The organism is Tianweitania aestuarii (genome assembly GCF_018457165.1).
Classification (GTDB): domain Bacteria; phylum Pseudomonadota; class Alphaproteobacteria; order Rhizobiales; family Rhizobiaceae; genus Tianweitania; species Tianweitania aestuarii.
Window position 1 is genome coordinate 300,852 of record NZ_JAFMNX010000002.1, and the last position, 19,971, is coordinate 320,822.

A 19,971-nucleotide genomic window follows, 5' to 3' on the forward strand; every position below is an offset into this window, starting at 1 on the left:
TCAGCGGGTCAACCGCTTGTAGGTGACGCGGCTTGGGTTGGCCGCTTCCGGTCCGAGGCGACGGACCTTGTCCTTTTCGTATTCCTCGAAGTTGCCTTCGAACCATTCCACATGGCTGTCGCCTTCGAAGGCGAGCATGTGGGTGGCCATGCGGTCGAGGAACATGCGATCGTGGCTGATGATGACCGCGCAGCCTGCATAGGCCTCCAGGGCATCCTCGAGCGCGCCGAGCGTTTCGGTGTCGAGATCGTTGGTCGGCTCATCGAGCAGCAGGACGTTGCCGCCGTTCTTCAGCATCTTGGCGAGGTGGACGCGGTTGCGCTGACCACCTGACAGGTTGCCGACCTTCTGCTGCTGGTCGCCGCCACGGAAGTTGAAGGACGAGCAATAAGCGCGGCTGTTCACTTCGTGCTTGCCGAGCTTGATGATCTCGGAACCGCCCGAGATCTCTTCCCAAACTGTCTTGTTCGGATCGAGCGCGTCACGGCTCTGGTCGACATAACCGAGCTTCACTGTTTCGCCGACGCGGATCGTGCCGTCGTCCGGCGTTTCCTGACCGGTGATCATCTTGAACATCGTGGTCTTGCCCGCGCCGTTCGGACCGATGACGCCGACAATACCGCCCGGAGGCAGCTTGAAGTTCAGGTCTTCGATCAGCATGCGATCGCCGAAGCTCTTGTCGAGATCGGTGACCTCGATGACGACCTGTCCGAGACGCTCGCCGGCAGGAATGACGATCTGCGTATCGGTCGGACGACGGCTATCTGCCTGTTCAACCAGATCCTCATAGGCCTTGATGCGGGCCTTGGACTTGGTCTGGCGCGCCTTGGGGCTGGAAGCAATCCATTCGCGCTCGCGCCAGATCGCCTTCTGGCGCGAATCATCTTCGCGGCCTTCCTGGATCAGGCGCTTGGCCTTGGCGTCGAGATACTTGGTGTAGTTGCCCTCGTAAGGAATGCCGCGGCCGCGATCGAGCTCGAGGATCCAGCCGGTGACATTGTCGAGGAAGTAGCGATCGTGGGTGATGATCATCACGGCGCCGGGATAAGCGCGCAGATGCTTCTCAAGCCACGCCGTGGTTTCGGCGTCCAGATGGTTGGTCGGTTCGTCGAGGAGGAGCAGGTCCGGCTGCTGCAGAAGCAGACGGCAGAGCGCCACGCGGCGGCGCTCACCACCCGACAGCTGGGTCACGTCGGCATCCGATGGCGGGCAGCGCAGGGCTTCCATCGCCATCTCGACCTGCTGTTCGAGATCCCAAAGGTTCTGGGCGTCGATGATGTCCTGCAGCTTGGCTGCTTCCTCGGCGGTTTCGTCCGAGTAGTTCATCATGAGTTCGTTGTAGCGGTCGATGATCGCCGTCTTCTTGGCCACGCCTTCCATGACGTTGCCCTTGACGTCGAGCGCCGGATCGAGCTCGGGCTCCTGCGCCAGATAACCGACGGTAGCGCCTTCGGCGAGCCAAGCTTCGCCCGTCCACTCCTTGTCCATGCCGGCCATGATCTTGAGGACGGTCGACTTACCGGCGCCGTTGGGGCCGAGAATGCCGATCTTGGCATCCGGATAGAAAGAAAGGTTGAGGTTTTCCAGCACCTTCTTGGCGCCGTAGGCCTTGGACAGGCCGGACATATGATAGATGAACTGGCGTGCCATTGCGCGCTATTCCAATCCCTGATCGTGCGGTGAATTGCGCGCTATGTAAGCCAAAGGGAGGATCGGGGCAATGCGTAAGGGCGGATCGCTGTTTTCCTGTGGGAAGCGCTCATGAGTTTCGACCGGGTTGAAACGGTGAACGCGGCATCGGGTGCGGCGCTGCGGCTTTATCGCAGTGAGGCACCTGAACCGCGCGGCGTGGTGCAGATCAATCACGGGCTGGCCGAACATGCCGAACGCTATGGGCGCTTTGCGCAAGCGCTGGCGGAACGCGGCTATCATACTCTCGCACATGATCATCGCGGCCATGGCGGAACGAAGGCGCCGGGCGCGCCGCTCGGCCGCTTTTCTCCCGATGATGGGGACCGGCTGGTGCTGGAGGATGCGGCGGCCGTGCTCGATCTTGCCGCAGAAGAGTATCCCGGTCTGCCGGTAATCTGCTTTGGCCATTCGATGGGCGGGTTGGTCGCGCTCAATCTGGTGCAGCGCTTTCCCGAAAAGATGCAGGCAGCGGCGATCTGGAACGCTAACTTTTCGGCCGGCCTGCAAGGCCGCCTTGCCCGCGTCCTGCTGGGCCTTGAGCGCTTCCGCATGGGATCCGATGTACCCTCGCACATCCTGCCGCGGCTGACCTTTCAGGCCTGGGGCAAGGCCATTCCCCAAGCGCGTACGCCGTTCGACTGGCTGAGCCATGATCCGGATGAAGTCGATGCCTACATCGCCGACCCGCTTTGCGGCTGGGATGCCAGCGTATCGCTGTGGCAGGACCTGTTCGCGCTGATCTTTGCCGGCGCGGATGATGCCCGCTTCGGATCGGTGCCGAAGAGCCTGCCGCTCCAGCTCGTCGGCGGCATGGAAGATCCGGCAACCGAGAACGGCAAGGCCACGCAGGCGCTTCGCCGGCGGCTTGAACGGCTCGGCTTTTCGAATCTGGAAACAAGGCTTTACGAGGAAACGCGCCACGAATCCCTCAACGCGTTGAATCGAAACATCATCACCTCCGATTTTCTGGCCTGGGCGGATCGGGTCACGGCCAGGCGGTGACAGCTGGCTTCAGGCTTGTTACGCAAACGCCATTGAAGCTCGGGAGGAACCAGCATGCAGACCGGCGGCCAACTCATTGTCGACGCACTCGAAGCGAATGGCGTCAAACAGATCTATTGCGTGCCGGGCGAAAGCTACCTCGCCGTGCTTGATGCGCTGCATGACTCCGCGATCGACACCATCATCTGCCGCCAGGAGGGTGGTGCTGCGATGATGGCCGACAGCGAGGGACGGCTGACCGGCAAGCCCGGTGTCTGCTTCGTGACGCGCGGCCCGGGTGCAACCAACGCCTCGCCCGGCATTCACATCGCGATGCAGGATTCGGTGCCGATGATCCTCTTCGTCGGGCAGATCGCACGCGGCATCCGGCACCGCGAAGCGTTTCAGGAAGTCGACTACAAGGCGGTGTTCGGCTCGCTTGCCAAATGGGTGGTGGAGATCGAAAACGCCGCCCGCATCCCCGAACTCGTAACCCGCGCCTTTGCGGTTGCGACCTCCGGCCGGCCTGGACCGGTGGTGATCGCCTTGCCGGAAGACATGCTGACCGACAAAGTCGAAGCGCTAGCCGCCCTGTCTTACACGCCGGTGGAAACCGCGCCGGGTGCAGCGCAGATGACTGAGTTGCAGGCGCGGCTCGAAAAGGCGGAACGCCCGGTCGTGATCCTCGGCGGCACGCGCTGGAGCGAGGGATCGGTAGCGGCTTTCGAACAAGCGGTCGAGAACTGGAACCTGCCGGTCGGCTGTTCCTTCCGCCGCCAGATGCTGTTCGACAACAGCCATCCAAACTATGCCGGTGATGTCGGGATCGGCCCGAACCCGAAGCTGGCCGCTGCGATCAAGCAGGCCGACCTCGTGCTGCTGGTAGGCGGGCGCTTCGGTGAAATGCCGTCTTCTGATTACACGCTGATCAAGAGCCCCTACCCCGACCAGACCCTGGTGCATGTGCATGCTGACGCCAACGAGCTTGGCCGCGTGTATCGCCCGACGCTCGCGATCAATGCCTCGCCGGAAGCCTTCGCCCACGCCTTTGCCGCAATGACACCGAAGAAAGCGCCGGCCTGGGGCGAACACACGAAGGCGCTCAATGACGCGTATCAGGCGTGGTCGACACCGCCGCAAACGGGTCCGGGCGCTGTGCAGATGGGGCCAATCATGCAGCATCTCGGCGAGGTGCTCGGCGACGATGCCATCATCTGCAACGGCGCCGGCAACTACGCGACCTGGATCCACCGCTTTCACAAGTTCCGCCGCTATGGCACGCAGGCCGCGCCGACATCCGGCTCGATGGGCTATGGCACACCGGCGGCGGTCGCCGCCAAGCGCCTGTTTCCGGAGCGCGAAGTCATCGCCTTTGCCGGCGACGGCTGCTTTTTGATGAACGGGCAGGAATTCGCCACCGCGGTGCAGTATGGACTGCCGATCATCGTGATCGTCGTCAACAACGGCATCTACGGCACGATCCGCATGCATCAGGAGCGCGAATATCCCGGCCGCGTCTCGGGCACGACGCTGACCAATCCCGATTTCGCAGCACTTGCGCGCGCTTATGGCGGGCACGGCGAGACGGTGGAAACCACGGCCGACTTCGCGCCGGCCTTCAAGCGGGCACGGGAAAGCGGCAGACCGGCGATCATCGAGATCAAGCTCGATCCGGAAGCGCTGACGCCGAGCCGCACATTGAGCGACATTCGCGAAAAGCGTTGAACGCTGGCGCCGAGCAATGACGTCGAAGTGAACTGGCAGCTAGACACTCTGCTGCTCCTATGCAAAAGCCGGATCTCTCACTTTCCCACCGATACTCCTAAAGCGGGTCGATCATGGAAATCTTCACAGCCGCCGGCTTCTGGGCGCTTCTTCAGGTCATGGCAATCGACCTGGTTCTGGCAGGCGACAATGCGATCGTGATCGGCCTGGCGGCAGCGGGTCTGCCTGCCGATCAGCGCAAGAAGGCCATCCTCGTCGGCATCATTGCCGCGACCGTCCTGCGTATCGGTTTCGCGCTCATCACGTCATGGCTATTGGCCATCGGACCCATTCTGCTAATCGCCGGCGGTCTCCTGCTTCTGTGGGTCTGCTGGAAGATGTATCGCGAGCTCAGCGTCTCGCATGCGGATGAAGCCGAAGCGCAGGAAGCGCTGGAAGGCGCCGACGGCAGCGTTTCAGGCGCCAAGCGCAAGACATTTGCGCAGGCAGCCTGGCAGATCGTGATTGCCGACGTGTCCATGTCGCTCGACAACGTGCTCGCCGTGGCCGGTGCAGCCATGGAACATCCGACGGTTCTGATCGTCGGCCTGATGCTGTCGATCGCGCTGATGGGCTTTGCCGCGACGTTCGTGGCGCGCCTCTTGCACAAATACCGCTGGATCGCCTGGGTCGGCCTGCTCGTTATTCTCTATGTCGCGATCAAGATGCTGCTCGAAGGTGCGATCGGCGAGTTCCCGCAGCAGCTGGGCTTCCTCGAGACCTATCTGGGATGGGCTGGCATTCACGGTCCCGGCGCCGCTGCGGCGCACTGACAATCCACACACAAACGAAAAAGGGCGGCCCTGGAGCCGCCCTTTTCTTTGATCGAAGAGACCAGTCTTACTTGTTGGCCGCCTCGAAGATTTCCATGGTGTAACCACCTTCCGGCGGTTTCGAGACGATCTCCTGATCCACAACCAGCTTGGCGGTGCGCTCGTAGGCTGCCGGATCGAGCTTGCCGGTTGCATCACCGAGCAGCTTCGCCACTTCGCCCATCATCCGCTTCTGGTGGTTCTCGTCCTGGCCGCCATTGTCGACCACGATCTCGGCGGCTTCGTCCGGGTTTTCCATGGCGTATTTCCAGCCTTTCATGGAGGCCTTCACGAAGCGCGCCATCTTGTCCTTGAAGGCTGGATCGGACAGCTTGTCTTCCATGACATAAAGCCCGTCTTCCAGCATGTCGTTGCCGAGCTGCGTGTAATTGAAAACAAGAAGGTCTTCCGGCTTGAAGCCGGCATCGATCGCCTGCCAATATTCGTTATAGGTCATGACCGAAATGCAATCGGCCTGCTTCTGAACGAGCGGCTGAACATCGAACGACTGCTTGAGCACGGTCACGCCATCCGGGCCGCCGTCGGTCGACAAACCGAGCTTGTTCATCCAGCCATAGAACGGATATTCGTTGCCGAAGAACCAGACGCCGAGCGTCTTGCCCTTGAAGTCGGCCTCCGATTTCACCGGACCGTCCTTGGGGCAGATCATCTCCAGACCCGATTTCTGGTAGGGCTGCGCGATGTTGATGAGCTTGACGCCCTTGTCGCGCGCAGCGAGCGCCGGCGCCATCCAGTCGACGATCACATCGGCACCGCCACCGGCGATCACCTGCTCCGGCGCAATGTCAGGGCCGCCCGGCTTGATCGTGACGTCAAGGTCTTCCTCTTCGTAGAAGCCCTTGTCCTGCGCAACGTAATAGCCGGCAAACTGGGACTGCGTGACCCATTTCAACTGCAAGGTGACCTCGTCAGCCGCAAAGGCCGGCAGTGCTGCCATGGACAGCGCGCTCGCCAATAGAATTCCCGTCAGATGCTTCATTCTTATTGTTCCCTCTGAAGTTACGCCTTCCCGTTCCGGAAAGACGGATGCCAGAACGTGACGGCTCTCTCCACCAAAGCCACCCCGCCATAAAACAGCGATCCGATGACCGCTGCCACTGCGATCTCCGCCCAAACCATGTCGACATTCATGCGGCCGACTTCGGTCGAGATGCGGAACCCCATGCCCACCACGGGCGTGCCGAAAAACTCCGCTACGATTGCGCCGATCAGCGCCAGAGTCGAGTTGATCTTGAGCGCGTTGAAGATAAAGGGCGCGGCGGCGGGCAGACGCAGCTTGACGAGCGTCTGCCAGTATCCGGCCGCATAGGTGCGCATCAGATCGCGCTCCATCGTGGAGGTGACGGCAAGGCCGGCCACCGTGTTCACCAGCATGGGAAAGAAGGTCATGATCACCACGACCGCCGCCTTCGACTGCCAGTCAAAGCCGAACCACATCACCATGATGGGCGCGATGCCGATCATCGGCAAAGCTGAAACGAGATTGCCGATCGGCAGCAGACCACGGCGCATGAACGGGAAACGATCGGCAATGATGGCCGCAACGAAGCCGCCTGCACAGCCCATGATGTAACCGGCCAGCACCGATTTCAGGATGGTCTGGTTCACGTCTGCGACAATGATCGACAGCGAAGATATGAGCTTGGCGAACACCGCACTCGGCGGTGGCAGGAGGATGAAGGGAATGCCGAGGCCGCGCGTCACCGCTTCCCAGATGATCAGGATCCAGGCGCCGAAGATCGCGGGGATGATGAGCGACAAGGCAATGCGTCCGAAGCGGCCTGCAGGCTTCAGCTCCGACAGAACGGTCACGCAGCGCCAGGCAAGCAGCCAGCATGCGGCGAGCACCAGATAGAAGGCCGGCCGCGCCGTACCATTGGCACCGGCGATCTGGGTGAACAGGAAAAACGTGGCGAGATGGGCGCACAGAAACAGCGAAATGGCGCGCAGAAAACGGCTTTGGTAAAGCGCATCGATGCCGATGCCGGCCAGAATAAGCCCGTAGATGCGAAACGGCACAGTCTGCATCAAGACCGGTGCGGCACCATCCGCAGTAGCTTTCACCAAAGGCAGCTGAAGAAGCGCGAGCAGGAGAAGCAGGAGCGCAACGAGCGATTGCCAGGCAAGGGTAGACTTCATGCCGGTCGCGCTCCCATGCGCCGTTCAACGATGCGGCCGACGACATCAACGGCCGTTACCAGCAGAACGGCAACGAGACTGCCGGCCACAAGTGCCGCAAACATATCGATCGTCTGGCTGTAATAAGAACCGGCGAGCAGCTTGGCGCCGATGCCGGCCACCGCACCCGTAGGTAACTCGCCGACAATGGCGCCAACCAAGCTGGCGGCGATCGCCACCTTCATGGACGCGAACAGGAAGGGCACGGAGGCCGGCAACCGAAGCTTCCAGAAGGTCTGCGCCTTGGAGGCATGATAGGTGTGCATGAGGTCGAGGTTGATGATCTCAGGCGAGCGCAGGCCTTTCACCATGCCGACCGCGACGGGGAAGAAAGACAGATAGGTCGAGATCAGCGCCTTCGGCAGCAAGCCTGTCAGATTAACCGCCGCCAGCACCACGATAATCATGGGTGCCAGCGCCAGGATCGGGATGGTCTGCGAGGCGATGATCCAGGGCATGAGGCTGCGGTCGAGCGAGGTGAAATGCACGATGCCGACCGCGATCAGGATGCCCAGCACCGTGCCGATCACGAAGCCGAGCAGGGTCGAGGATAGCGTGACGCCCGCATGATAGATCAGGCTGCGATTGCTCGTGATCTTGCGAAGAAACGTGTTTTCGAAAAAGTTGGCCGCGACCTGATGCGGTGCCGGCAGCGTCGGCTTCGCCTGCGTCATGGTCGCAAGAAACAGGTCACCGCTCGAGCGCTCCACCTCTGCCCTTCGGTCGAGGTCGCGCTGGAACGGCGCATTCATGAAATAGGTGCCGGCATACCAGATCGCGACGATCGCGATCAGCATGACCAGAACGGGGACGATCCTGTTGCCGCGCGTTTCGCTCATGGGCTCTAGCGCTCAATCATCATAGGAATGGCCGGCGCGCAGACCGTCGCGCACGCGCGCGGCGATGGCGAGGAACTCCGGCGTTTCGCGGATATCGAGCGGACGCTCGCGCGGCAGGGTGGATTCGATCACATCGGTTACCCGTCCCGGGCGCGGCGACATCACGACGATGCGGGTCGAAAGATACACCGCTTCGGGAATGGAATGCGTTACGAAGCAGATCGTCTTTTCCGTGCGCGCCCAAAGCTGCAGCAGCTGTTCGTTGAGATGATCACGCACGATTTCGTCGAGCGCGCCGAAGGGTTCGTCCATCAGGAGAAGATCGGCATCGAAAGACAACGCACGCGCAATCGAGGCGCGCTGCTGCATGCCACCCGACAGCTGCCAGGGAAACTTCTTCTCGAAGCCCGTGAGGTTCACGAGCGCCAGCGTGCGGGCGATCCGCTCGCGCTTTTCCGCTTCGGCGATCCCCATGATCTCCAGGGGCAACGCGACGTTCTTCTCAATCGTGCGCCAGGGATAAAGGGCAGCGGCCTGGAACACATAGCCATAGGCACGGCGTTCGCGCGCTTCACGCGGGCTCATGCCGTTGATGCTGATCGTGCCGGCCGTCGGCTGTTCGAGATCGGCTATCACCCGCAAAAACGTGGTCTTGCCGCAGCCCGACGGGCCGATGAAGGACACGAACTCGCCCTTGTTGATGGTGAGATCGACATCGGCCAGCGCCCGAACCGGGCCGTCATTGGTCGGGAATGTTAGGCCGAGCCCCGCCGCGGAGATGACGGAAGGTGCTGAGGCGGTGGCTTGGTCGGGATGGCTGACGTGGCTGTCCATGAAGGGACGTTACACTCCCGACACCGGAATGCCCGCGCGCTCGACCTTGCGCGGTGCGGTGATTTCCTTCCAGGTCGACAGCGCGCGGTTGACGGCCGCAAAGGGCTGGCGCGCCACGAACTCGCCGTGGCCGGGCTTGGCGTCGACTGTGTCTTCGGTGATCGCCAGTTCGCCGCGCGTGAACACGAAGCGCGGCAGGCCGGTGACTTCGACGCCTTCGAACACGTTGTAGTCGATCACCGACTGCTGCGATCCGGCCGAAATCGTCTTCGAGCGCTTGGGGTCCCACACGATGATGTCGGCGTCCGATCCCTCGAGGATGGCGCCCTTCTTGGGGTACATGTTCAGGATCTTGGCGATGTTGGTGGAGGTGACCGCCACGAACTCGTTCATGGTGAGCCGGCCGGTGGCGACGCCGCGCGTCCAAAGAACCGGAAGCCGGTCTTCCAGCCCGCCGGTGCCGTTCGGGATCTTGGTGAAATCGTTCAAACCGGTGCGCTTCTGTTCGGTGGTGAAGGCGCAGTGATCGGTGGCGACGACCTGAAGCGAGCCGGCCTGCAAACCGGCCCAGAGCGAATCCTGATGCTGCTTGTTGCGGAAAGGCGGGCTCATCACGCGGCGCGCGGCATGGTCCCAGTCCCCGTTCATGTATTCGGTTTCGTCGAGCACGAGATGCTGGATCAGCGGCTCGCCGAACACGCGCATGCCCTTCTGGCGCGCGCGCCGGATGGCTTCGTGGCTTTGTTCGCAGGAGACATGCACGACATAAAGCGGCGAATTCGCCATGTCGGCGATCATGATGGCGCGGTTGGTGGCCTCGCCCTCGACTTCCGCCGGACGGGAATAAGCGTGGGCTTCCGGGCCGTTATTGCCGGCGGCGAGAAGCTTCTGGCTGAGCGCTGCAACCACGTCGCCGTTTTCGGCATGAACGAGCGGCAGCGCGCCGAGATCGCTGCAGCGCTGGAAGGACGAGAACATTTCGTCGTCATCCACCATCAGCGAGCCCTTATAGGCCATGAAGTGCTTGAAGGTATTGATGCCGCGATCGACGACCTCGGCCATCTCGTTGAACACCTGCTCGCCCCACCAGGTGACCGCCATGTGGAAGGTGTAGTCGGTGGCCGCCTTGACCGACTTGTTGTCCCACATCTTAATGGCATCAAGCAGGGACTGGCCGGGGTTCGGAAGGCAGAAATCCACCACCATCGTGGTGCCGCCGGCAAGGGCGGCGCGCGTGCCGCTTTCGAAATCATCGGCGGAATAGGTGCCCATGAACGGCATTTCGAGATGGGTATGCGGATCGATGCCGCCAGGCATGACATAGCAGCCGGTGGCATCGAAGCTCTCGTCACCCGACAGATTCTGGCCGATCCTGGCGATCACACCACCCTCGATCAGCACATCCGCCTTGTAGGTGCGGTCTGCGGTGACGATCGTGCCGTTCTTTATGACTTTGGACATGGAGTTCCCCAACTCTTTTTATGTGTGCGTCCAGGAGATCAGATGGATAGCGTCAACTGACGATCTCCGCTGTTTCGACGACGGCATGAAACAGCACGTCGCAGCCTGCGGACGCCCATTCTTTTGAAATTTCTTCCGCTTCGTTGTGGCTCAAGCCGTCGACGCAGGGGCAGAAGATCATGGCCGTCGGTGCGACGCGGTTGATCCAGCAAGCGTCGTGGCCAGCACCCGACACGATGTTGCGATGGGAGTAGCCGAGGCGGTCAGCGGCATCGCGCACGGCCTTGACGCAGGTCTCGTCAAAGGCGACCGGGTCGAAATGGCCGACCTGCTCGACCGCGGCGCTGATCTCCAGTGTTTCGCAGATCGTTGCGATCCCGTCGCGGATGCGCGCATCCATCTCGTCCAGCACTTCCTTGTCGGGCGAGCGGATGTCGACCGTGAAGACGCATCTGCCGGCGATGATGTTGCGGGAATTCGGATAGACGTCCATATGGCCGATCGCGCCGACCGCGTCCGGCTGATAATCCATCGCGATCTCATGCACGAGCTCGGTGACGCGCGCCATGCCGAGGCCGGCATTACGGCGCTTGGGCATCGGGGTCGAGCCTGTATGCGACTCCTTACCGGTCAGCGTGACCTGCAGCCATTTCAGCCCCTGGCCATGCGTGACGACGCCGATGTCAATCCCTTCATCCTCGAGGATAGGGCCCTGCTCGATATGAAGCTCGAAGAAGGCCTTCATCTTGCGGGCGCCGACCGGCTCCTCGCCTTTCCAGCCGATCCGCACGAGCTCATCGCCGAAGCGCTTCCCCTTGGCGTCGGTGCGGTCGTAAGCCCAATCTTGCTCCAGCATACCGGCAAAGACGCCGGATGCGAGCATCGCAGGGACAAAGCGCGTGCCTTCCTCGTTGGTCCAGTTGGTGACCACGATCGGATGCTTCGTTCTGATGCCGAGATCATCGAGCGAGCGGATGATTTCGAGGCCGCCCAGCACGCCCAGCACGCCGTCATACTTGCCGCCGGTGGGCTGCGTATCGAGGTGGCTGCCGACATAAACCGGAAGCGCATTGGGGTCCGTTCCTTCGCGGCGAAAGAACATGGTGCCCATTTCATCGACGCCCATGGTGAGGCCTGCGGCTTCGCACCAGGACTGGAAGAGCTTGCGCCCTTCCCCGTCTTCATCGGTCAGCGTCTGACGATTGTTGCCGCCAGCGATGCCAGGCCCTATTTTGGCCATGTCCATCAGACTGTCCCAGAGCCGGTCGGAATTGATGCGCAGGTTCTCGCCGGGCGCGGCCATTCATTGCTCCCCAATGCAACGTCGTTGCAGTTCATCGCTGCGGCCACCGTTGGCAGCCGCAGCGATCATCCTCCTTTTAGTCCACCGCCCGCAACACGGCGCGGACGTGGTCGATCAGTTCGTCGATTTGCCCCTTCGAAATGATGAGCGGCGGCGAAAGCGCGATGATGTCGCCGGTGGTGCGGATCAGCGCGCCACGCTCGAACGCCTTGATGAAGGCCGAGAAGGCACGCTTGGTCGGCTCGCCGGCAATCGGGTCCAGCTCGATTGCGCCGACAAGGCCGATGTTGCGGATATCGATCACATGCGGCTCATCCTTGAGCGAATGCAGCGCTTCTTCGAAATACGGCGCGATTTCGGGTCCGCGTGTGAGCAGCCCTTCTTCCTTGTAGGTCTCAAGCGTGGCCAGACCGGCGGCAGAGGCGAGCGGATTGCCCGAATAGGTGTAGCCGTGTGCGAATTCGATGAGATGCTCCGGCCCGTTCATGAAGGCGTCGTGGATCTCGCTCGTCACGAACACGGCGCCCATCGGCACGACACCATTTGTGACGCCCTTGGCGGTAATCATGATATCCGGCTTCACGCCGAAATAATCCACCGCAAACGGCGTGCCGAGGCGGCCAAACCCGGTGATGACCTCGTCGAAGATCAGCAGAATGCCGTGCTTGTCGCAGATCTGGCGCAGCTTCTGGAGATAGCCCTTCGGCGGAACCAGAACCCCTGTGGACCCGGCGACCGGCTCGACGATGACGGCAGCGATCGTCGACGCATCATGCAGCGTGACGATGCGTTCGAGCTCGTCGGCGAGTTCGGCGCCATGCTCGGGAACGCCCTTGGTGAAGCTGTTCTTGGCAGGCTGATGAGTGTGCGGCAGATGATCCACGCCGGTCAGCAGCGTGCCGAACATCTTGCGGTTGCCGACAATGCCGCCCACCGAAATGCCGCCGAAGTTGACGCCATGATAACCGCGCTCGCGGCCGATCAGGCGGGTGCGCGAGCCCTGGCCCTTCACGCGCTGATAGGCTAGCGCGATCTTCAGCGCCGTTTCAACCGACTCGGATCCGGAATTGGTGAAGAAGACGTGGTTCAGCCCGTCCGGCGCCATATCCACAAGGCGGTTGGCGAATTCGAACGCGATCGGATGGCCCATCTGGAAGGCCGGCGCATAATCGAGCTCGGCAGCCTGATGCTGGATGGCTTCAACGATCTTCGGCCGGCAGTGACCGGCATTGACGCACCACAGACCCGCCGTGCCATCCAGGATCTGGCGGCCATCGGCTGATGTGTAATGCATGTCCTTTGCAGCCACCAGCATGCGCGGCGACTGCTTGAATTGCCGGTTCGCCGTGAACGGCATCCAGAAAGCGGAAAGGTCGTTGGGGGCGTTAACCCGGTTCAGCATGCTTCAGTCTCCTTGCTCTCACCCCGTGCGTGCATCACGGCAATGGCTTGGGATTCCACACCATTTCTGCCGGCAATTTTGACCGAACGGGCAAAGGTTAGCATTGCCGCAGGGGCGGTCAAGCAGATACTAATCGAGCGCAAGCGGGTGGCGGGCGCACCACCCGACGCAATCAACTGGTCCAGCCTTTTGGTCCAGAGCACAAGAGCTGAGCAGATCGACGGAGCTTCGTGATCATTGTGGATGCAGTTGCTCCTCGAACACGCATTCAGGCCGAAAAGCGCGAGCTGATCCTCGAAGCGGCGCTCGACATCTTTTCCCGCCATGGCTTTCGAGGCGCGACCATCGACCGCATCGCGGATGCGGCCGGTATGTCGAAGCCCAATCTGCTTTATTATTTCCGGCGCAAGGACGACATCTATTCGGCCCTGATGCAGCGCCTGCTCGATACGTGGCTGCAGCCGCTGCGCGCCCTCGACGATGTCGGCGATCCCCTGACGGAGCTGCGCGGCTATATCCGTCGCAAGCTGGAAATGTCGCGCGATTATCCCCGCGAAAGCCGGCTTTTCGCCAACGAGATCCTGGAAGGCGCGCCGCGCATCATGCCGATGATCGCAGGCGAACTGAAAACGCTGGTCGACGAAAAAGTGGCGGTGATCCGGGGTTGGATGAAAGCCGGCAGGATCGCGCGCACCGATCCGCATCATCTGATCTTCTCTATCTGGGCAACAACACAGCATTATGCCGACTTCGATGTTCAAGTGCGCGCAGTGCTCGGCCCCGACAAGGGTGCTGCCGGGCGTTACGAGGATGCAGCGCGGTTTCTGGAGCAGTTGTTCATTGAGGGGTTGCGGCCAAAGGGCTGACCTGCCTTTCGATGAAGGGAGGCAGGCCTCACGCCTCCCTCACTCCGCGGGCTCCGGCACCTGAACGGGCGTTGGTTTTTGCGCCATCGGGTTGTTTGGATGTTGCGTCCAGTTGGCGTAGGTGGGCTGCACCACCTTGCCGGTGCGCCGGTCAAGCTCGCCTGCGGCAAGCGGGATCATGTCGATGCAGCCGGACACCGGGCAGACATTGACGCACAGGTTGCAGCCGACGCATTCCTCCTCGATCACCTCAAAGTGCCGGGCGCCGTCCACGAGATGGGTGATCGCCTGGTGCGAGGTGTCCTCGCAGGCGATGTGACAGCGGCCGCATTTGATGCACAGATCCTGATTGATCTTGGCCTTGGTGACATAGTTGAGGTTGAGGTACTGCCAGTCCGTGACGTTCGGCGTGGCGCGGCCGATCACGTCGTCGAGCGTCGCGTGCCCCTTCTCGTCCATCCAGCTCTTGAGGCCTTCGATCATTTCCTGAACGATCTTGAAGCCATAGGTCATCGCCGCCGTGCAGACCTGCACATTGCCGGCGCCCAGCGCCAGGAACTCGGCCGCATCGCGCCATGTGGTAACGCCACCGATGCCCGAGATCGGAAGGCCGCGCGTTTCCCCATCCCGCGCAATCTCGGCCACCATGTTGAGCGCGATCGGCTTCACGGCCGGGCCGCAATAGCCGCCATGACTGCCGCGCCCATCGATCGAGGGTTCGGGCGAAAAACTGTCGAGGTTGACGGCGGTGATGGAAGAGATCGTGTTGATCAACGACACGGCGTCGGCCCCGCCACGCTTGGCCGCGCGCGCGGGATACCGAATGTCGGTGATGTTGGGCGTCAGCTTCACGATCACCGGCATGCGCGTATATTGCTTGCACCAGCGCGCCACCATTTCGATATATTCCGGCACCTGGCCAACGGCCGATCCCATGCCGCGCTCGCTCATGCCATGCGGGCAGCCGAAATTCAGTTCGATGCCGTCGACTTCCGTTTCCTCCACCAGCGGCAGGATCGCCTTCCAGGCCTCTTCTTCGCAGGGCACCATGATGGAAGCGATGATGGCGCGGTCCGGCCAGTCCTTCTTGACCTGCTTCATTTCCTGCAGGTTGAGCTGCAGGTTCCGGTCGGTAATGAGCTCGATATTGTTCAAGCCGAGCAGCCGGCGATCCGCACCCCAGATCGCGCCGTATCGCGGACCGTTGACGTTGACAACGGGCGGCCCCTCCTCACCCAGCGTCTTCCAGACGACACCGCCCCAACCTGCCTGAAAGGCGCGCACGACGTTGTAGGCCTTGTCGGTGGGCGGCGCGGAAGCGAGCCAGAACGGATTAGGTGACTTGATGCCAATGAAGTTGTTGCGGATGTCAGCCATGATCCGTTCCCTCAAACGCGTTCGAGCATGGCAGGCGCGACAGCCTCGCCTTGGGTGAGCATGCGGTGAATGCTTTCAGCGGCGTCGCGCCCCTGGGCCGTCGCCGAGACGGTGAGGTCTTCGCCAAGCGACACGCAGTCGCCACCGGCCCAGACGTTCGGCAGCGACGTGCGGCCTTCGGCGTCAACGCGGATCTTGCCGCCTTCGAAGGCGGTGGCTTCACCCGACCCATTCAGGACTTTCGGCCGGAAGCTCTGCCCGATGGCCCGAAACACCTGATCGACCTCGATCACCATCGTTTCGCCCGTGCCGACCAGCCGATCGCCTTCGATGGTCGTGTGTTCGAGCTCGATGCCGGTGACCTTGCCGCCTTCCGACAGCACGCGCTTGGGTGCCACCCAGTGGCGGATCACGACACCGTTTGCGGTTGCGAGATCCTGTTCATAGCCCGACGCATTCATCTGCTCCTTGCCACGCCGATAGGAGATCGTGACCTCTTCGGCGCCAAGCAGCTTGGCCTGAATGGCAGCGTCGATTGCGGTCATGCCGCCGCCGATCACCACCACGCGCCTGCCGATCGGCAAGGCAGCCTTGTCTTCGGCCTGCCGCAAGGCTGCGATGAAATCGACCGCGTTTTCGGTGCCCGTCGCGTCCTCGCCTTCAGTGCGCAAGGCATTGACGCCGGCAAGCCCCATGCCCAGGAACACGGCATCGAAGTCAGCGGTCAGTTCGGACAGCGAGAAATCGCGGCCCAGCATGCGATCATGCTTGATCTCGATGCCGCCGATGCCAAGGATGTAGTCAACCTCAGCCTGCGCGAAGTCGTTGGTGCTCTTGTAGGTGGCGATGCCATATTCGTTGAGGCCGCCGGCTTTTGGCCGGGCTTCAAAAATCGTGACATTGTGCCCGTGCATGGACAATCGATGCGCCGCCGCCAGACCTGCGGGACCGGCGCCCACCACGGCGACCCGTTTGCCCGTCGACGCTTCGCGGCTGTAGAACTGCTTGTTCTGGGCCATTGCAGTGTCGGTGGCATAGCGCTGCAGCATGCCGATCTTGACCGGCTTGCCTTCCGCGATTTCGCGGACGCAGACTTCTTCGCACAGCGTTTCGGTGGGGCAAACACGGGCGCACATGCCACCCATGATGTTCTGGTCGAAGATCGTCTTGGCGGCACCGATCGCATTGCCGGTGGAGATCTCGCGAATGAACAGCGGAATGTCGATCGATGTCGGACATGCCTGCATGCAGGGCGCATCATAGCAGAAGTAACACCGATCGCTTTCAACAAGCGCCTCATGCCGATCGAACGGCGGATGAAGATCGGCGAAGTTTTCGGCAAGCTGGGTCGGCGAGAGCCGAGCGCCCACAATGCCTCCCTTTGAAAGGCGTACGTTCATCGATGTTCCCCGTAGCTGGCTTTAACGCTGGCTTTTAAGGGACGCTACCACGTCGAAAATTTTTATCAACTGGTCAAAACACAGATAAAGCAAAATGAAAGAAGAGGCTCAGTCTCCTGTTTTGCTTGCCATCATCTCCATGAAGCCGGCGTCAGCTCGCTTGAACAAAGGCAATGCTTGAGCCCGACAAAGAAAAGAGCAGCCGGCTCGCGACTGCTCTTTCAAGACTTGGACATGTCGTGTTCTTTGGAAGCAGGCGTTTCGCCTTATTCCATGCCGGATTTTTCACGCAGGGCATCGATGCGCTTGGAGGCCTCGGCCTTGCTGATGTCCTCGGCATAAGCCTCGGGATCATGCGCCTTTTCCGAAAGCGTCTTCAGATAGGACCGCTGCGCGCCGGTCATCGGCTCGTCGCCCGTGACCCAATCATCCGGGTCCTTTTCGGCGTTATCGGTGGGATGGTTCTTCGGGTTCAGCTCGTCTTCGTCAGCCATAACAGCACCTCTTGTTTCGACAAGAACAATGCACGAACATGATGGATGTTCCGAATCCGCGCCTAATCGTCCAATCCAAGCTTGCGCCGCGCATCTGACGGTGAGGCTGCTGTTTCCACCGGATGAATCGGCTGCGCAACGCCCTCGCCCGATGCAGCTTCTTCTTCCGGTGTTCTGGCCAAGGCGGGCTCGACCTCGGCGCTCGCGCCCTGGCGACCATCGCCGGCTTCCGTTTGCAGCTTCTCCGGAGATGATTCGCCCGGCAAGGCAGACACTGCCCGCGAGCCGTGCACATCGGTGCGGACCTGTGCCTCCTGGGCCTCGGCCGGCGTCAGCGGCTCGCCGAGTGCGTCTTCTTCGACCGGTTGCCCGCCGTGAACGGGTTGTGCGTGGCTTTGATCGGGCGTGCCGCTCGCAGCGTCAGGATTGTTCTTGGCGGCGAAGCTGATGACCGGCTCCATGCCGGCAAGCACATCATCCGGCAGCCAGCACAGGCTGCGATGGCCGTCATCGAGTTCGCGCAAGGGCGGCACCTCAGTTTCGCAGAGGTGGTCCGGCACGAGATGCTTGTAGCGGCAGCGGGTCTGGAACGGGCAGCCGGTCGGCGGGTTCATGGCCGACGGAATGTCGCCTTCCAGGACGATGTGCTTCTTCACCACGCTCGTATCGGCAATCGGGATCGCCGACAGCAGCGCCTCGGTATAGGGGTGATAAGGCGGCGCGAAGATCTGGTCGGTGGTGCCCTGCTCCACGATATAGCCGAGATACATCACCACGACACGATCGGCGATATAGCGCACGACGGACAGATCGTGGCTGATGAACAGCATGGTCGTTTTCGACTCGCGCTGAATGTCCATCAGAAGCTCGGTCACCGCGGCCTGCACCGACACGTCGAGCGCCGACACCGGCTCGTCGGCCACGACGACCTTGGCCCGCCCGGCAAAGGCGCGTGCGACGCCGATGCGCTGCTTCTGTCCGCCTGAAAGCTGGCGCGGCTTGCGGGTGGCGAAGGCTCGCGGCAGCTTCACGAGATCAAGCAGCTCGAACATGCGCTGCTGGCGATCGGCCAGCGTCTTGCCGACGCCGAACTTCTCCAGCGTGCGGATGATCTGCGAGCCGACCGAATGGCTGGGATTGAGTGTGTCGAAAGGGTTCTGGAACACCATCTGGATCGAGGAGATCGTCTCGACGTCGCGGCCCTCGATGGCGGTGCCCTGGATCGGCTTGTTGCCGAGCAGGACCTCGCCGGAGGTCGCAGTTTCCAGACCGAGCAACACCTTGGCGAGGGTCGACTTGCCGCAACCGCTTTCGCCCACGATCGCGACCGTTTCGCTTTCGCGCGCCTCGAACGAGATGGACTCGTTGGCCTTGACCGTACGGGTTTCGGCCGCGCCGAACATCGCGTTGGCGGCGACCTGATAATACTTTTTGAGATTGTCGATCTTCAGCACGGGCGCGCCGGGCGTCACCGGCGGCTTCTCGGTTTTCACGCCTTCCGGCACGGCCGCCCAGTCGATCTGGTCGAAGCGGATGCAGCGGCTGGCATGGTTTGGATGACCCGGCACATCGATCATCGGGATCTCGGCCGCATCACACACGCCTTCCACGAAGTGATGGCAACGCGGACCGAAATTGCAGCCCTTCGGCCGTTCATGCGGCAGCGGCAGCTGGCCGGGAATGGCGATCAGCGGGCGCGAGTTCTTGTCGGCGCCCGGCAGCGGAATGGAGCGGAACAGCCCTTGCGTGTAGGGGTGCCGCATATGATCGAACACGTCCTTGACCGGCCCGGATTCCACCGCTTCGCCGGAATACATCACGGTGATGCGGTCGCAGGTCTCGAGGATCAGACCGAGATTGTGCGACACGAAGATCATGGACGTGCCGAGCTCCTTGCCGAGCCCTTTCACGAGTTCGACAATGCCGGCTTCCACCGTCACGTCGAGGGCGGTGGTGGGTTCGTCGAGAAGAAGCAGCGCCGGCTTCGACAGAAGTGCCATCGCAATCACGATGCGCTGCTGCTGACCGCCCGACAGCTGGTGCGGATAGGAGCGCATCATGCGCTCGGGATCCGGCAGCTTCACCGCCTGCACGGTTTCCAGCGCGCGCTTGTAGGCTTCTTCCTTTGAAACCTTGTCGTGGATGATCGGCACTTCCATCAGCTGCTGGCCGATCTTCATGGCCGGGTTCAGCGAGGCCATCGGCTCCTGATAGATCATGGCGATCTTGTTGCCGCGAATGGCGCGCAGTTCTTCCTCGGACATGTCACCCATGTCCTTGCCCTGAAACTTGATGCGGCCGCCGACGATCTTTCCGACATTCGAAAGATCGCGCATGATGCCGAGCGACACGGTCGACTTGCCGCAGCCGCTTTCGCCGACGATCCCCATCGCCTCGCCCGGCATCACCGAGCAGGAGAAATCCATCACCGCGGGGATCTCACCCTTGCGGGTGAAGAAGGAGATCGACAGGTTCTCGATCTCGAGGATCGGCTGGGTGCCGGGTTCACCTTGCAGATTGCTGACGTGCTGGTTCATGGCCGTCTCC

The 19,971-nt window shown here is 61.8% G+C and carries 16 protein-coding genes; 4 read left to right on the plus strand and 12 right to left on the minus strand.

Annotated features, from left to right (window positions below; translation table 11 throughout):
- A complete protein-coding gene (gene ettA, locus JYU29_RS09635; RefSeq protein ID WP_213984591.1) occupies positions 1–1,650 on the minus strand; it encodes an energy-dependent translational throttle protein EttA in 1,650 nt (549 codons plus the stop codon).
- A 111-nt stretch (positions 1,651–1,761) separates the two neighbouring features.
- On the opposite strand from ettA, the gene JYU29_RS09640 reads away from it, so the two are divergent.
- The 3 genes from JYU29_RS09640 (at position 1,762) to JYU29_RS09650 (ending at position 5,210) form a co-directional block, all read left to right on the plus strand.
- The gene (locus tag JYU29_RS09640) at positions 1,762–2,694 is read left to right on the plus strand and encodes an alpha/beta fold hydrolase (RefSeq protein ID WP_213984592.1); all 933 of its coding nucleotides are present in this window, start codon (positions 1,762–1,764) and stop codon (positions 2,692–2,694) included.
- A 54-nt stretch (positions 2,695–2,748) separates the two neighbouring features.
- The gene (locus tag JYU29_RS09645) at positions 2,749–4,398 is read left to right on the plus strand and encodes a thiamine pyrophosphate-binding protein (protein ID WP_213984593.1); all 1,650 of its coding nucleotides are present in this window, start codon (positions 2,749–2,751) and stop codon (positions 4,396–4,398) included.
- Positions 4,399–4,511: 113 nt separating this feature from the next.
- On the plus strand, positions 4,512–5,210 hold the full coding sequence (locus JYU29_RS09650) for a TerC family protein (RefSeq protein ID WP_213984594.1): 699 nt from the start codon (positions 4,512–4,514) through the stop codon (positions 5,208–5,210).
- A gap of 67 nt (positions 5,211–5,277) precedes the next feature.
- Here the strand turns inward: JYU29_RS09650 and JYU29_RS09655 are convergent, their stop codons facing one another.
- The 7 genes from JYU29_RS09655 to aptA all read right to left on the minus strand — a co-directional run bounded on the left by JYU29_RS09655 (position 5,278) and on the right by aptA (position 13,287).
- Entirely contained in the window at positions 5,278–6,249 is a 972-nt protein-coding gene (locus JYU29_RS09655) for an ABC transporter substrate-binding protein (RefSeq protein WP_213984595.1), read from the minus strand.
- Positions 6,250–6,269: 20 nt separating this feature from the next.
- Positions 6,270–7,409 carry an ABC transporter permease gene (locus JYU29_RS09660; protein WP_213984596.1) on the minus strand — a complete coding sequence of 380 codons (1,140 nt, stop codon included), beginning with the start codon at positions 7,407–7,409 and terminating at the stop codon, positions 6,270–6,272.
- Positions 7,406–8,287 carry an ABC transporter permease gene (locus JYU29_RS09665; protein ID WP_213984597.1) on the minus strand — a complete coding sequence of 294 codons (882 nt, stop codon included), beginning with the start codon at positions 8,285–8,287 and terminating at the stop codon, positions 7,406–7,408. Before JYU29_RS09665 ends, JYU29_RS09660 begins: the two co-directional genes overlap by 4 nt.
- Positions 8,288–8,299: 12 nt before the next feature.
- Positions 8,300–9,121, minus strand: coding sequence for an ABC transporter ATP-binding protein (locus JYU29_RS09670; protein WP_213984598.1), 822 nt, complete (start codon positions 9,119–9,121; stop codon positions 8,300–8,302).
- A 9-nt stretch (positions 9,122–9,130) separates the two neighbouring features.
- Positions 9,131–10,582 carry a dihydropyrimidinase gene (gene hydA / locus JYU29_RS09675; protein ID WP_213984599.1) on the minus strand — a complete coding sequence of 484 codons (1,452 nt, stop codon included), beginning with the start codon at positions 10,580–10,582 and terminating at the stop codon, positions 9,131–9,133.
- A 52-nt stretch (positions 10,583–10,634) separates the two neighbouring features.
- On the minus strand, positions 10,635–11,885 hold the full coding sequence (locus JYU29_RS09680) for a Zn-dependent hydrolase (protein WP_213984600.1): 1,251 nt from the start codon (positions 11,883–11,885) through the stop codon (positions 10,635–10,637).
- Positions 11,886–11,961: 76 nt separating this feature from the next.
- Complete coding sequence (gene aptA / locus JYU29_RS09685; protein ID WP_213984601.1) at positions 11,962–13,287, minus strand: omega-aminotransferase AptA; 1,326 nt, start codon at positions 13,285–13,287, stop codon at positions 11,962–11,964.
- 233 nt (positions 13,288–13,520) lie between these two features.
- On the opposite strand from aptA, the gene JYU29_RS09690 reads away from it, so the two are divergent.
- The gene (locus JYU29_RS09690; RefSeq protein ID WP_431192854.1) at positions 13,521–14,153 is read left to right on the plus strand and encodes a TetR family transcriptional regulator C-terminal domain-containing protein; all 633 of its coding nucleotides are present in this window, start codon (positions 13,521–13,523) and stop codon (positions 14,151–14,153) included.
- A 39-nt stretch (positions 14,154–14,192) separates the two neighbouring features.
- Here JYU29_RS09690 and preA read toward each other — a convergent pair whose 3' ends face one another.
- The 4 genes from preA to JYU29_RS09710 form a co-directional block, all read right to left on the minus strand.
- Entirely contained in the window at positions 14,193–15,530 is a 1,338-nt protein-coding gene (gene preA, locus JYU29_RS09695; RefSeq protein ID WP_213984602.1) for an NAD-dependent dihydropyrimidine dehydrogenase subunit PreA, read from the minus strand.
- An 11-nt stretch (positions 15,531–15,541) separates the two neighbouring features.
- Positions 15,542–16,930 carry an NAD(P)-dependent oxidoreductase gene (locus JYU29_RS09700; RefSeq protein WP_213984603.1) on the minus strand — a complete coding sequence of 463 codons (1,389 nt, stop codon included), beginning with the start codon at positions 16,928–16,930 and terminating at the stop codon, positions 15,542–15,544.
- Between the two features lie 266 nt (positions 16,931–17,196).
- Positions 17,197–17,424, minus strand: coding sequence for a DUF3072 domain-containing protein (locus JYU29_RS09705; protein WP_213984604.1), 228 nt, complete (start codon positions 17,422–17,424; stop codon positions 17,197–17,199).
- Positions 17,425–17,486: 62 nt separating this feature from the next.
- Positions 17,487–19,961 carry an ABC transporter ATP-binding protein gene (locus tag JYU29_RS09710; protein WP_250157326.1) on the minus strand — a complete coding sequence of 825 codons (2,475 nt, stop codon included), beginning with the start codon at positions 19,959–19,961 and terminating at the stop codon, positions 17,487–17,489.
- Positions 19,962–19,971: the final 10 nt, after the last annotated feature.

Bases quoted from the DNA above. Each gene is read 5' to 3' on its own strand.
- ettA (WP_213984591.1), bottom strand. From the start codon at position 1,650: ATGGCACGCCAGTTCATCTATCATATGTCCGGCCTGTCCAAGGCCTAC.
- JYU29_RS09640 (WP_213984592.1), top strand. From the start codon at position 1,762: ATGAGTTTCGACCGGGTTGAAACGGTGAACGCGGCATCGGGTGCGGCG.
- JYU29_RS09645 (WP_213984593.1), top strand. From the start codon at position 2,749: ATGCAGACCGGCGGCCAACTCATTGTCGACGCACTCGAAGCGAATGGC.
- JYU29_RS09650 (WP_213984594.1), top strand. From the start codon at position 4,512: ATGGAAATCTTCACAGCCGCCGGCTTCTGGGCGCTTCTTCAGGTCATG.
- JYU29_RS09655 (WP_213984595.1), bottom strand. From the start codon at position 6,249: ATGAAGCATCTGACGGGAATTCTATTGGCGAGCGCGCTGTCCATGGCA.
- JYU29_RS09660 (WP_213984596.1), bottom strand. From the start codon at position 7,409: ATGAAGTCTACCCTTGCCTGGCAATCGCTCGTTGCGCTCCTGCTTCTC.
- JYU29_RS09665 (WP_213984597.1), bottom strand. From the start codon at position 8,287: ATGAGCGAAACGCGCGGCAACAGGATCGTCCCCGTTCTGGTCATGCTG.
- JYU29_RS09670 (WP_213984598.1), bottom strand. From the start codon at position 9,121: ATGGACAGCCACGTCAGCCATCCCGACCAAGCCACCGCCTCAGCACCT.
- hydA (WP_213984599.1), bottom strand. From the start codon at position 10,582: ATGTCCAAAGTCATAAAGAACGGCACGATCGTCACCGCAGACCGCACC.
- JYU29_RS09680 (WP_213984600.1), bottom strand. From the start codon at position 11,885: ATGGCCGCGCCCGGCGAGAACCTGCGCATCAATTCCGACCGGCTCTGG.
- aptA (WP_213984601.1), bottom strand. From the start codon at position 13,287: ATGCTGAACCGGGTTAACGCCCCCAACGACCTTTCCGCTTTCTGGATG.
- preA (WP_213984602.1), bottom strand. From the start codon at position 15,530: ATGGCTGACATCCGCAACAACTTCATTGGCATCAAGTCACCTAATCCG.
- JYU29_RS09700 (WP_213984603.1), bottom strand. From the start codon at position 16,930: ATGAACGTACGCCTTTCAAAGGGAGGCATTGTGGGCGCTCGGCTCTCG.
- JYU29_RS09705 (WP_213984604.1), bottom strand. From the start codon at position 17,424: ATGGCTGACGAAGACGAGCTGAACCCGAAGAACCATCCCACCGATAAC.
- JYU29_RS09710 (WP_250157326.1), bottom strand. From the start codon at position 19,961: ATGAACCAGCACGTCAGCAATCTGCAAGGTGAACCCGGCACCCAGCCG.